Source organism: Streptomyces sp. NPDC052042, from assembly GCF_044548345.1.
In the GTDB taxonomy this organism is placed as follows: Bacteria; Actinomycetota; Actinomycetes; order Streptomycetales; family Streptomycetaceae; genus Streptomyces.
The window spans coordinates 822,655-835,764 of record NZ_JBIUBU010000001.1 but is presented as its reverse complement, the minus strand read 5'-3'; the positions used below and the strand labels follow the sequence as shown (position 1 = coordinate 835,764).

Here is a 13,110-nt window from a genome sequence, read left to right as displayed (position 1 = left end):
GTGAACGGCAATCCGCTGTACCACTGGATTGGGCTGGCCGTGTCGACGGCGCTCATGCTGCCGGTCCCGGTGGCGATGCTGGCAGGGTGGACACCACCGTGGATGCGGAAGCGGCAAGCAGGGATGCGCCTTCGCGCCTACGGCTTCCTGTGCGTCTACGCCTTCACGCTCATCAACAGCATCGCCCGGATCGCCGACGCCTCCTACGAGACGGTCATGGCCTGCATGTACGTCGGCTTCGGCTTTGTCGCCTCCGCTGCCCTCCTGTTCCTGCTCGCGGAGCGCAAGGATTCACGCGCCCAGGCAGCCGGCCCTGTCGAACCTGTGCGGTCACAGCACTAGAAGTTCGAAGCGGCCACCGGCTCCGTTTCCGGGTCTTCAGCGGTGGCTGGGGTGTCAGTCGGACCGAGGCGGACGTGTTCGACGTGGTGGAGGGCGTGGCCGAGAAGTTCGGCGACGTGGTTGTCGTAGAGGGAGGACACCACCGACCGGCCCGCCGCGCGGACGTCCTCTGGGCGCCGCGAACGACGGCGCGCGGCGCGCGGCGCGGGGAGAAGGGGGCGAGAGAGCGCCGCGCCGACCGTCGGCGGCGGTCGGCGCGGCGGGGGCGTCCGAGCCCTGGGAACCCGGGAGCGCCCTTGCGCGTACCCTGGGTGTAGCAACGACTGTGCCTTGCGCGGCGCCTGGACCAGAGATCTCCCCGCTCGGAGGAAAGGAACACCGAGCGGGCGTGAGTCGGACCGGGCACCCCGGGCCACACCGCATCTCGTGGGCGGCATGCCAGCGTGTCCGCCCCGCACCGAGGAGAAGAACCACTGGGCAAGCGACAGCCCGAAGGCCCGCCGCCCGCACCGGCGGTGCAGCGCATCCGACTGCGCTACACCAAGCGCGGCCGCCTCCGGTTCACCAGCCACCGCGACTTCCAGCGCGCCTTCGAGCGGGCACTGCGCCGATCCGAGGTGCCGATGGCCTACTCGGCGGGTTTCACCCCGCACCCGAAGGTGTCGTATGCCAATGCCGCCCCCACCGGCACGGGCAGCGAGGCCGAGTTCCTGGAGATCGCTCTCACCGAGGTCCGGGACCCGGCTGTGCTGCGTGAACTGCTCGACGCCTCGTTGCCGGACGGCCTCGACGTCGTCGACGCCGTGGAGGCCCGTACGTCGGGTCTGGCCGAGCGGCTGACCGCCTCCGTATGGGAACTGCGTCTCGACGGGGTTTCCGTCGAGGAGGCGGCCAAGGCCGTGGACGCGTTCAACGGCGCGGAGAGCGTCGAGGTGCAGCGCCGGGGGAAGAACGGCCTGCGGACCTTCGATGCCCGGGCCGCCGTGGTCGAACTGGGCGTCGTCGATTCCCGGCCAGATGGGCCGGGGGACATGCCCTGTGCGATACTGCGGCTGGTTGTTCGGCACGTGACACCTGCCGTCCGACCTGACGACGTCCTGTCCGGTCTCCGTGTCGTGGCCGACCTGGCGCCGCCGGTCCCCGCAGCGGTGACCAGGCTGGCGCAGGGGCTCTTCGACGAGGGGTCCGGCACGGTGACCGACCCGCTCGCGCCCGACCGCGAGGCAGCCTCGGCCGCTCCACCCACGGCCGCCGGGACCGCCGTCGCGACGGCGCCGGAAGGTGCAGGTTCCGCGTAAGGCGGTCGTTGCAGCGCAGCCCTGAGACCCGGGAGCCACCGGGGCGGGTCGCGCGATGACACATAAGACTTTCGCCAGGCCGTGCGCACATCACGTACGGAACCGGCGAGCCAGACACCGAGCTCCTGTGCGGCGCCCGCGCCCCGGACGGCGGTATCGCGCACATCACGCGGACCGTGATCCGACCGGAACCAGACGCGGCGCCCGGGAGCCTGACGGGAGAAACGCCCGCATGCCCCAGGCCAACGAACCCGGCACGACCGGGAACATCGAGAACATCGAAGAGAACAACGCGCCCGGTGACAAGCTGCCGCCGCGCCGCAGGCGCCGTGTCGCGTCCCGCCCGGCCGGTCCGCCGGTGGCGGAGGCGCAGACCGTCGACGCCCCGGCCGTAGCAGCCGTCGACGTCGAGGTGACCGTCGCCGCCACCGCCGCGGCCGACGCCCCGGAGGCCGAGGCCGCGCCGCCCGCGCGTCCGCGTCGTCGTGCGGTGCGCAAGGCGACGTCTCCCGCGGGTTCGCCGAAGGCGGCCGAGCCGGCCGAGGCCGTTGAGCCGCAGGCCGCGGAGGTGGTCGAGGCCGCGTCCGAGGTCGAGGCCGCGCCGCCCGCGCGTTCGCGTCGTCGTGCGGTGCGCAAGGCGACGTCTCCTGCGGGTTCGCCGAAGGCGGCCGAGCCGGCCGAGATCGTCGAGCCCGTCGCGTCCACCGAGAACCCCGAGGACGCCGAGACGGCGGAGAGCGCCGAGGAGGCGGCCACTGTGACGGCGGCCGAGCCCGCCGCCGCGCCGCACAGGCGCACCCGCCGCAGGGCATCGGCCCCGGCCGGTTCCCCCCAGGCCGCCGAGGCCGAATCCGCTGTCGTGGAGGCCGCACCGGAGGAGCCCGCCGAGAAGGCCGTCCAGGCCGCAGCCGAAAGCACCCCGGAGACGGAGGCGGAGCCGACTGCCGAGGCCGCGCCGCCCGCGCGTACCCGCCGCCGCGCCGTCCGCAGGGTGGGCGCACCGGCGGGCGCCCCGAAGGCCGCCGAGAGCCCGGCCGAGCCCGCGGCCGGAACCGAGCCCGAGCCCGCCGCCCAGGCCGAGCCCGCCGCCCAGGCCGAGTCCGTCGCCCGGGCCGAGCGGGAGCCCGTGGCCGAGGCGCCGGACGCGGAGGACACCGCGCCGCACGGCCGTCGTCGCCGGCGCGTCACCGCTCCCACCGCACGGCCCGCGTTCACCGGCACGGAGGACGAGGAGCCCGTACGCAAGGGCCGCCGCGTGACGCGTCCCGCCGCAGCCGTGTTCCAGGCTCCGGTCTTCACCGAGCCCATGTTCCAGACGCCGGAGACCGCTGCCGCCGCCGCTGTCGCCTCGCGCCCCGTCGAGACGGAGGCCGAGGTCGAGGTCGAGGAGGAGGCCGGGGCGATCGAGGAGCGGCACGGTGCCGAGGCCGCGCCGTCGGCCGGTTCGCGCCGCCGTCGCCGCCGTCGCGGTGAGGCTGTGGAGACCGAGCAGGCCGCCCCCGTCGAGACCGAGCAGGCCGCCCCCGTCGCGGAGGAGCACGCCGAGGACGAGCACGAGCCGGAGGGCGACGGCGAGGGCGACGGCGAGCACGAGGGCGAGACGGACGAATACGGGGAGCGCCCCACGCGCCGCCGTCGCCGTGGCGGACGCCGTCGTCGTCGTGGCGAGAACCACGAGGGCGAGGAGACCGCCGAGCAGCACGGCGAAGAGGCCGCGCCGGCCGACCACGCCGAGGACGAGCGGGAACACGTCCGGGAGACCGAGGCGGAGGAGGCCGAGGAGGCCGAGGACGAGCACGAGGCGTCCGATTCCGGCACGACCAGCAGCCGTCGTCGCCGTCGTCGTCGCCGTCGCAGCGGTGACCTCGCCACCGACACGGAGGTCGCCGCGGACGATCCGGAGCGCACGGTCGTCAAGGTGCGCGAACCCCGCAAGAAGGAGGAGCGGGAACCGGGCACGGGCTTCGACGAGGTCCAGTCCATCAAGGGCTCGACCCGCATGGAGGCGAAGAAGCAGCGCCGCCGTGAGGGCCGTGAGCAGGGCCGTCGCCGCGTCCCGATCATCACCGAGGCCGAGTTCCTGGCCCGCCGCGAGGCCGTCGAGCGCGTGATGGTCGTCCGCCAGAGCGGCGAGCGCACCCAGATCGGCGTCCTTGAGGACAACGTGCTCGTCGAGCACTACGTCAACAAGGAGCAGGCCACCAGCTACGTCGGCAACGTCTACCTGGGCAAGGTGCAGAACGTCCTGCCGTCCATGGAGGCCGCCTTCGTCGACATCGGCAAGGGCCGCAACGCCGTCCTGTACGCCGGCGAGGTGAACTTCGAGGCGCTCGGCATGGCCCATGGGCCGCGCCGCATCGAGACCGCGCTGAAGTCCGGCCAGTCCGTCCTCGTCCAGGTGACCAAGGACCCCATCGGCCACAAGGGCGCCCGCCTGACCAGCCAGGTCTCGCTGCCCGGCCGCTACCTGGTCTACGTGCCCGAGGGCTCGATGACCGGCATCAGCCGCAAGCTGCCCGACACCGAGCGGGCCCGGCTGAAGACCATCCTCAAGAAGATCGTCCCCGAGGACGCGGGCGTCATCGTCCGTACCGCGGCGGAGGGCGCGAGCGAGGAAGAGCTGCGCCGCGATGTCGAACGGCTGCAGCAGCAGTGGGCGGACATCCAGAAGAAGGCGAAGGGCACCACCAGCTCCAACGCGCCGACGCTGCTCTACGGTGAGCCGGACATGACCGTCCGGGTCGTCCGCGACATCTTCAACGAGGACTTCTCGAAGGTCATCGTCAGCGGTGACGAGGCGTGGGAGACCATCCACGGCTATGTCTCGCAGGTGGCGCCGGACCTGGCGGACCGCCTGTCGCGGTGGACGTCCGAGGTCGACATCTTCGCGACCTACCGGATCGACGAGCAGCTGATGAAGGCGCTGGACCGGAAGGTCTACCTGCCGAGCGGCGGCTCGCTGGTGATCGACAAGACCGAGGCCATGGTCGTGGTCGATGTCAACACCGGCAAGTTCACCGGTCAGGGCGGCAATCTTGAGGAGACCGTCACCAAGAACAACCTGGAGGCGGCCGAGGAGATCGTGCGCCAGCTGCGGCTGCGCGACCTCGGCGGCATCGTGGTCGTCGACTTCATCGACATGGTGCTGGAGTCCAACCGGGACCTGGTGCTGCGGCGCCTGCTGGAGTGCCTGGGCCGCGACCGTACGAAGCACCAGGTCGCCGAGGTGACCTCGCTGGGCCTGGTCCAGATGACCCGCAAGCGGGTGGGGCAGGGGCTGCTGGAGTCGTTCTCCGAGCCCTGCGTCCACTGCAACGGGCGCGGCGTGATCGTGCACATGCCGCAGCCGGCGTCGATCGGTGGCGGCAACGGCAAGCGCTCCAAGAAGCGCGGCCGTGCTGGAGCGGTGCATGACCACGAGCACGTGATCGAGGCGGCCGGTACCGGTACGGAGGCCGCCGCCGCGGCCGAGGTGGTCACCGAGGCCGAGGCACTCACCGGGACCGCTGCCGAGGCGGCTGCCCCGGTGGCGCAGGCCGAGCCGGCGTTCGCCCCGGACGAGGAGCTGTACAGCAGCGCCGCCGAGGCCGAGGAGGCCGCGATGCGCGGCCGCGGCCGGCGCCGTGCGACCCGCAGGGCATCGGCCCCGACCGGCGCCCCGAAGGCTCCGGCGGTCGAGCCGGCGACGGAACCGGAGCCGGTCGTGGCCGTGGACGCCGCACCGGTGGCGGAGGCCGAGCCGGTCGCCGAGGTCCCGCAGGGCCGTACGCGTCGCCGTGCGACCCGCAAGGCGACGGCCCCGGCGGGCTCGTCCGCCCCGGCCGAGGCAGCCGTGACCGTGGTGGCCCCGGCCGAGGCCGAGGCCGCGCAGCCCGAGCCCGCGCCGGTGGAGGCCGCCCCCGAGGCCGCCGTGCCGGAGAAGGTCCTCGCCGAGGAGCCCGCACCGGTGGAGGCCGTCGCCGAGCCGGCCCCGCCGCGCGCTCGTCGTCGGGTGACCCGCAAGGTCACCGCCCCCGCGGGCTCGCCCGCAGGAGCGGATGCGGCGGAGGTCGTCGTGGTGACCGGCACCGCCCCGGCGGAGTCCGTGCCGGAGGCCGAAGTGGCGGAGGCCGAGCCGGCCGCCTCCACCGAGGCACCGGCGGTCCCCGCGGCCGAGGCACCTGATGAGGGCGGCACCCCCGAGGCCGAGGCGGCGGAGCCGGCCGACGAAGCCCCGGAGGCCGAGGCGCCGGCCAAGAAGACGGCCCGCAAGGCGGTCAAGAAGGCCACGGCCAAGAAGGCGGCCGTCAAGAAGACGGCTGCGAAGAAGACCACGACGGCCAAGAAGACCGCGGCGAAGAAGACGACGGCCAAGAAGACCACGACGGCCAAGAAGACCGCGGCGAAGAAGACGACGGCGAAGAAGGCGGCGGCGAAGAAGGCCGTCGCGGCCGAGCAGTCGGCGCAGCCGGCTGTGTCGGTCGGCACGGAGGCATAGCGCACTCCCGGCCGCCACAGGGGCGGGTTCCGTCCGGGCCGGACCGGATCGGTGTACGCGGCATGGTGCGGCGGACACATGATCGCGGCATGGCCCGGGCGGAGGGCTCCGGGGCGGGGGAACGGCCCCGCCCGGCCGAGGGTCCGACGCCCGCGCTCGTGGCGGGTTCCCTCCGGTCCTTCCGGCACGGCTCGACCGGCGGCCGGGGCGGACGGGCGGTCGCCGCCCTCCGCCGGGCCGTCGCAGGGCTGCCTGCCGTCCAGGTGTCTTCCCGAGCCGGTGGCGGCCCGGGTTCATGGCGAAAGCTCCTCCTCCCGGCGGGGTCGGCCGGGGGAGCGCATCCGGCCGGGTACGGGGTGGAGACGGCCCGACACGGCTCGTGCCGACGTGCGGGAGCGGCTGTGTCGGCCGTTGCCGTCCCGACGCACCCGGTGGGGCGGCTGCCGGTCCCCCGGGAAGTCCGCTCCCCGGTCCTCCTGTCGCCTCGTGGGCCGCGTCCGGCACTCCGGGAGGGGCCGAGCCTCCCCGGACGACGGGACGGCGCTCGGAGCGGCGCGTGGGCGGCTCCGCACCGGAGAGCAGGGAGCGAAGGTCCCGGTTTGACCCTCAGGACCGCGGCCCGTAACCTTGCCCCTCGGCGTGTTTCCCTATGCGCCTGTCCCTGAGCACCCCCCTCCCTTCACCGGCGAGAGGCCGCTCGTCCATTCGGATCACCTCGGGCTCCGGCCCGTGTGAGCGGCTGGCGTCAGGGACCCCGTTCCGAGCGAGAAGAGAGATCCGCGTGTACGCCATCGTGCGCAGCGGTGGCCGTCAGCACAAGGTTGCTGTCGGTGACATCGTCGAGGTTGACAAGATTTCCACGGCCAAGGTTGGCGACACGGTCGAGCTCTCGACCCTGCTCGTGGTCGACGGCGACGCCGTGACCAGCGACCCCTGGGTGCTGGCCGGGATCAAGGTTCAGGCCGAGGTCGTGGACCACCACAAGGGAGCGAAGATCGACATCCTTCGCTACAAGAACAAGACCGGCTACCGCCGTCGCCAGGGTCACCGTCAGCAGTACACGGCGATCAAGGTCACCGGCATCCCGACGGCCGCGAAGTAAGGGACTGAGGAGACATGGCACACAAGAAGGGCGCGTCGTCCACCCGGAACGGCCGCGATTCCAACGCTCAGCGGCTCGGTGTGAAGCGCTTCGGCGGTCAGACCGTCAACGCCGGTGAGATCCTGGTCCGCCAGCGTGGCACCCACTTCCACCCGGGCGCCGGTGTCGGTCGCGGTGGCGACGACACGCTGTTCGCGCTGACCGCGGGTGCGGTCGAGTTCGGCAAGCGTCACGGCCGCAGGGTTGTGAACATCGTTCCGGTCGCCGCCTGATTCACGGCGCTCGTCGAGCGATTTCTGCGGAGGCGGACCTCACTTCCCCAACGGGAAGCGGGTCCGCCTTTCGCGTGTTTCTCCCATGAGGAACGGCCTTCTCCTGCGCGGGACGGCACGAGTGAGACTTTTTCGCACGCATGTACACGCATGTAACTGGAGGTTCCAACCATGACCACCTTCGTGGACCGCGTCGAGCTGCACGTCGCCGCGGGTAACGGAGGCCACGGGTGCGCCTCCGTACACCGCGAGAAGTTCAAGCCGCTGGGCGGGCCGGACGGTGGGAACGGCGGGCGCGGCGGCGATGTGACCCTGGTCGTCGACCAGTCGGTCACCACGCTCCTCGACTACCACCACCGACCGCACCGCAAGGCCACCAACGGACAGCCCGGTGAGGGCGGCAACCGCTCCGGCAAGGACGGGCAGGACCTCGTGCTGCCGGTGCCGGACGGCACGGTCGTGCTCGACCGGAACGGCGGCGTACTGGCCGACCTCGTCGGCCAGGGCACCACGTTCGTGGCCGGCCAGGGCGGACGCGGCGGCCTCGGCAACGCCGCGCTGGCCTCCGCCCGGCGCAAGGCCCCCGGGTTCGCCCTGCTCGGCGAGCCCGGCGAGGCCCGGGAGATCGTCCTGGAGCTCAAGACCGTCGCCGATGTCGCGCTCGTGGGCTACCCGAGTGCGGGCAAGTCCTCGCTCATCTCCGTCCTGTCGGCGGCCAAGCCGAAGATCGCCGACTACCCGTTCACCACGCTGGTGCCGAACCTCGGCGTGGTCACCGCGGGCGAAACCGTCTACACCATCGCCGACGTCCCCGGGCTGATCCCGGGGGCCAGCCAGGGCCGCGGCCTCGGCCTGGAGTTCCTGCGGCACGTGGAGCGGTGCTCGGTCCTCGTGCACGTCCTGGACGCGGCGACGCTGGAGTCGGACCGCGACCCGGTCTCCGACCTCGACGTGATCGAGGCGGAGCTGAAGCAGTACGGCGGCCTGGAGGACCGGCCCCGCATCGTCGTCCTCAACAAGATGGACATCCCGGACGGCAAGGACCTCGCCGACATGGTCCGCCCGGACCTGGAGGCGCGCGGCTACCGCGTCTTCGAGGTGTCGGCCGTCTCCCGCACCGGTCTCAAGGAACTGTCCTACGCGCTCGCGGGCGTCATCGCGCAGGCGCGCGCGGCCAGGCCCGTGGAGACGGCGACGCGCATCGTCATCCGCCCGAAGGCCGTCGACGATGCCGGATTCACCGTCACCAGGGAGGAGGACGGCCTCTACCGGGTGCGCGGCGACAAGCCGGAGCGCTGGGTCCGGCAGACCGACTTCAACAACGACGAGGCCGTGGGCTACCTGGCGGACCGGCTCAACCGCCTCGGTGTCGAGGACGAGTTGATGAAGGCCGGCGCCCGCGAGGGGGACGGCGTCGCCATCGGCTCCGAGGACGACGCGGTCGTCTTCGACTGGGAACCGTCCATGGCCGCGGGCGCGGAAATGCTCGGCCGACGCGGCGAGGACCACCGCTTCGACGAGCCCCGCCCGGCGGTGCAGCGCCGCCGCGAGCGCGAGGCCGAACGAGACGAGGCGCAGCAGGAGTTCGACGACTTCGATCCGTTCTGAGCCGGACCCGGCCGCCGGCGCGGACGTGTTCCGTGGGCCCGCGCCGGTGGCCGGACAGGGTTCTTCGTGTCGCACGACAAGGCGACCGAAGCCGCTCAAGGGTGATTCATTCCGCTCATTCGTGTGGCATCGGTCACCCGGTCGAGCGGCCTGTTTCCGTTGTTCGCCCTGATCGCAAGGCAACGCAACGTTTCGCTGCGGGGTGTGTAGATCAACATCCACCTTGCGAGACAGTAACGGAGAGTGCAACCATCGCTGTGTCTCCCAGCCCTCAAGGTAGGTCGTCCGTGTCTGCTCAGCACATAGCCCAAGCCCGAACCACAGCAGTCGTGCTCGCCGGCGGTACCGGCCAGCGTGTGGGGCTGTCGATCCCGAAGCAGTTGCTGAAGATCGCGGGCAAGGCGGTCATCGAGCACACGCTGTCGATCTTCGAGCAGGCCGACTGCATCGACGACATCATCGTGCTGATGGCTCCCGGGTACGTGCCCGACGTGGAGAAGATCGTCGCCAAGGCCGGGCTCACCAAGGTCGTCAAGGTGATCGAAGGCGGCTCCACCCGCAACGAGACCACCGAGCGGGCCATCGCCGCCCTCGGTGAGGGGCTGGCCGAGGGCGAGGACCGCAACGTCCTCTTCCACGACGCCGTGCGCCCGCTGCTCTCGCAGCGCGTCATCAAGGACTGCGTCGACGCCCTGGAGCGCTACCAGGCGGTGGACGTCGCCATCCCGTCCGCGGACACGATCATCGTGACGCGCACCCACGGCGGCGACGGCGAGTTCATCACCGACGTGCCCGACCGCTCCCGGCTGCGCCGCGGCCAGACGCCGCAGGCGTTCAAGCTGTCCACGATCCGCCGGGCGTACGAGATCGCGGCGGGTGACCCGAATTTCCAGGCCACCGACGATTGTTCGGTCGTCCTGAAGTACCTCCCCGACGTACCGATCTACGTGGTCGCGGGCGACGAGTACAACATGAAGGTCACTCAGCCGGTCGACGTCTTCATCGCGGACAAGCTCTTCCAGCTGGCCTCCACGGCCGTTCCGCAGCCGACCGACGACGCCGCCTACCGCGACCTGCTCACCGGCAAGACCCTGGTCGTCTTCGGCGGTTCGTACGGAATCGGTGCGGACATCGCGTCGCTCGCGGAGTCCTACGGCGCCACCGTCTACGCCCTGGGCCGCTCCACCACCGGCACGCACGTGGAGAACCCGGAGCACATCGACGACGCGCTCTCCAAGGCGTACGCCGACACCGGCCGCATCGACTACGTGGTCAACACCGCGGGCGTGCTCCGCATCGGCAGGCTGGCCGAGACGGACAACGCGACCATCCAGGAAGCGCTGAACGTCAACTACCTGGCACCGGTCCAGATCGCCCGCGCCTCCCACAAGTACCTCGCCGAGACCAAGGGCCAGTTGCTGCTCTACACCTCCAGCAGCTACACCCGGGGCCGCGCGGAGTACAGCCTCTACTCGTCCACCAAGGCCGCCATGGTCAACCTCACCCAGGCGCTCGCGGACGAGTGGGCGAACGAGGGCGTGCGGGTGAACTGCGTGAACCCCGAGCGCACCGCCACGCCAATGCGCACCAAGGCGTTCGGCGAGGAGCCCGCGGGCACCCTGCTCTCCTCCGAGGCGGTCGCGAGGACCTCCCTCGACGTCCTGCTCTCCGAGATGACCGGCCACGTCATCGACGTACGGCAGCAGGACCCGACCCGGGGCGCCTCCGAGGCCTCGGGATTCGAGCAGGCGCTGGCCGCCGTCCTGGACCGACAGGCCGATGTGTAATACTGCTTGACAATCAAAAATTCGGACCCCTGCAGTCGTCGAAGGCGACCGCAGGGGTCCGAATTCGTGAAGCTGCGCCTTCACACTCTCTTCGCAAGGTAACAAGTCGGCACCCTCGAGAGCGGTACTTCGTGATTTCGAAAGCCATGCGCTTGGCTCGGGTGGGCAGTGGTTCGGAGCTGGCCGCCGCGCTCCTGTTGGCTGTGGGATTCCCGTGCATAATGCTCGCTGCGATAATCCCCAATGGCTGGGTCTTCGCCGCTGCCACAGCGGTCACCTACCTCGCGGACCGGTATCTGCACCACTGCGGCAGCTACCTGATCAACCGCCTGGCCGCCGTCCGGGCGGGGCTTTCGATCCGTTTTCTGGTCCGCCAGCTGCTGCTCGTCCTGCTGCTCTCCCGCATGGAGTACGGCGAACAGACGCTCTTCTACGTGACGGTCGCCTGCCTGCTGGCCTTCTACGGGCTCCAGGTGCCGCAGAGCGCCATGGTCACGCTGATCCGCCTGCGCCGCAAGCTTCCGGTGGTGACCCGCAACATCGACCTCGGGTCGGTGCGGATCGCGGACGCCCCGCCGCAGTTCCTGATGCACCGGCCCGCGGAGAAGATGCTGCACCTGGACGTCTTCTCGGTGGTGGGCGTGCTGGCCGCCGTCGAGACCGGCAAGGACGTCGTCGCGTACATCGGCCTCGGCCTCACGCTCGTCCTCGCGGCCGGTTACCTGGTGGCGCTCCTGCCGTACGCACGGCCGAGTCGGCTCGTACCGCCGGACGCCAGGGTCCTCAAGGCCGTGGACCACTGGCTCGCCGAGTACCGGCCGACCACGGTGCTGTACTTCTCCGGTTCCAAGGACTCCGCCTACCAGGCGAACATGTGGCTGGAGACCATGGCCCAGCTCGACGGGCGGCCGATGATCCTGCTGCGCGAGCGCAACATCGTGCCGCAGCTCGCCACGACCTCGGTACCGGTGCTCTGCGTGCCCGGCGGTGTGCACCTGATGAACCTGGACCTCTCGTCGGTGCGCGTCGCGCTCTACGCGGCCAACGTCGGCAAGAACATCCATTTGCTGCGGGTCCCGACGATGAAGCACGTCTTCATCGGCCACGGCGACAGCGACAAGATCGCCAGCGTCAACCCGTACAGCAAGGCGTACGACGAGGTGTGGACCGCGGGCCGGGCCGGCCGCGACCGCTACGCGCTGGCGGACGTGGGCGTGCGCGACGAGGACATCGTGGAGGTGGGCCGCCCGCAGCTGGCCCCCATCCAGCCGTGGTCCGGCGCCCCGAAGAACCCGGTGCCGACGGTGCTGTACGCCCCCACCTGGGAGGGCTGGGACGACGACCCGGGCAACACCTCCCTGCTGCTGGCGGGCGAGAACATCGTCAGGCGGCTGCTGAACGCCGAGCAGCCGGTCCGGCTGCTGTACAAGCCGCACCCCTTCACGGGCACCCGCAGCGCCAAGGCCAAGGCTGCGCACGAGCGGATCACCGAGATGATCGAGAAGGCCGCGGCCGAGCGGGCCACCGACCCGCGCTGGGCGGAGCAGTCGGCCGCCACGCGGGGCGAGCGGGCCGCGGCGAGCGAGGAGCTGGCCCGTATCGAGGCCCGGCTGGAGGAGCTGGCCGGCGGTGGACACGCCGCGCGCGACGAGGCCGAGCTGTCGCGCGAGTCGTTGGCCGATCCGGCGCGTGAAGCCGAGACGGCCAGGCTCAAGGACGAGTGGAACGCCGCGTCCTGGCGTGCGATGGGCTGGTGGGAGCACCGGGTCATCACCGGCCCCCAGATGCGGCTGTACGACTGCTTCAACGAGTCGGACGCCATGGTCTCGGACATCTCCAGTGTGGTGTCCGACTTCATCGCGAGCGGCAAGCCCTATGCGGTCACGGACTCGGCCGAGCTGGGCACGGACGAGTTCCGCCGCCAGAACACGGCGGTGCGGGCCGCGGTGATCCTCTCCAACTCGGCGGTCGAACTGGACGCGCTGCTCGCCGCGGTGAGGGAGCCGGCCTCGGACACGCTCGCGGATGCCCGGCGTGAGCTGAAGCGGTACCTCCTCGGCCCGGACGAGCCCACCTCGATCGTGCGGTTCGACATGGCCGTGAAGGCGCTCGCGGCCAAGGCGGAAGCACGGAACACCGTGGTGGCGAAGAGCCTGGGCGAACCCGTGGGGTGAGCGGGAGCCGCCCGCCGTACACGATGAGCAAGGCCCGGCACAGCTCTCCG

At 71.5% G+C, this 13,110-nt stretch carries 8 protein-coding genes and 1 pseudogene; 8 read left to right on the top strand and 1 reads right to left on the bottom strand.

Annotated features, from left to right (window positions below; genetic code table 11):
* Complete coding sequence (locus tag ACIHCL_RS03610) at positions 1 to 342, top strand: hypothetical protein (RefSeq protein ID WP_399856514.1); 342 nt, start codon at positions 1 to 3, stop codon at positions 340 to 342.
* Here the strand turns inward: ACIHCL_RS03610 and ACIHCL_RS03605 are convergent.
* A pseudogene (locus ACIHCL_RS03605) lies at positions 339 to 494 on the bottom strand (transcriptional regulator); the annotation flags it as partial. The gene ACIHCL_RS03610 and the pseudogene ACIHCL_RS03605 overlap by 4 nt on opposite strands.
* 363 nt (positions 495 to 857) lie before the next feature.
* Between ACIHCL_RS03605 and ACIHCL_RS03600 the strand changes: the two are divergent.
* The 7 genes from ACIHCL_RS03600 (at position 858) to ACIHCL_RS03570 (ending at position 13,060) form a co-directional block, all read left to right on the top strand.
* Positions 858 to 1,640 (top strand): TIGR03936 family radical SAM-associated protein, encoded by a 783-nt coding sequence (locus ACIHCL_RS03600; RefSeq protein ID WP_399857130.1) that lies wholly within the window; start codon positions 858 to 860, stop codon positions 1,638 to 1,640.
* Between the two features lie 232 nt (positions 1,641 to 1,872).
* Positions 1,873 to 6,117 (top strand): Rne/Rng family ribonuclease, encoded by a 4,245-nt coding sequence (locus tag ACIHCL_RS03595; protein WP_399856512.1) that lies wholly within the window; start codon positions 1,873 to 1,875, stop codon positions 6,115 to 6,117.
* Between the two features lie 781 nt (positions 6,118 to 6,898).
* Entirely contained in the window at positions 6,899 to 7,219 is a 321-nt protein-coding gene (gene rplU / locus ACIHCL_RS03590) for a 50S ribosomal protein L21 (protein ID WP_045947825.1), read from the top strand.
* Positions 7,220 to 7,233: 14 nt separating this feature from the next.
* A complete protein-coding gene (gene rpmA, locus ACIHCL_RS03585; protein WP_399856509.1) occupies positions 7,234 to 7,491 on the top strand; it encodes a 50S ribosomal protein L27 in 258 nt (85 codons plus the stop codon).
* A 171-nt stretch (positions 7,492 to 7,662) separates the two neighbouring features.
* Positions 7,663 to 9,099 carry a GTPase ObgE gene (gene obgE, locus ACIHCL_RS03580; protein WP_399856507.1) on the top strand — a complete coding sequence of 479 codons (1,437 nt, stop codon included), beginning with the start codon at positions 7,663 to 7,665 and terminating at the stop codon, positions 9,097 to 9,099.
* Positions 9,100 to 9,386: 287 nt separating this feature from the next.
* Positions 9,387 to 10,886, top strand: a complete 1,500-nt coding sequence (locus ACIHCL_RS03575) for a D-ribitol-5-phosphate cytidylyltransferase (RefSeq protein WP_399856505.1) — start codon at positions 9,387 to 9,389, stop codon at positions 10,884 to 10,886.
* 146 nt (positions 10,887 to 11,032) lie between these two features.
* Positions 11,033 to 13,060, top strand: a complete 2,028-nt coding sequence (locus ACIHCL_RS03570) for a hypothetical protein (protein WP_399856503.1) — start codon at positions 11,033 to 11,035, stop codon at positions 13,058 to 13,060.
* Positions 13,061 to 13,110 lie beyond the last annotated feature (50 nt).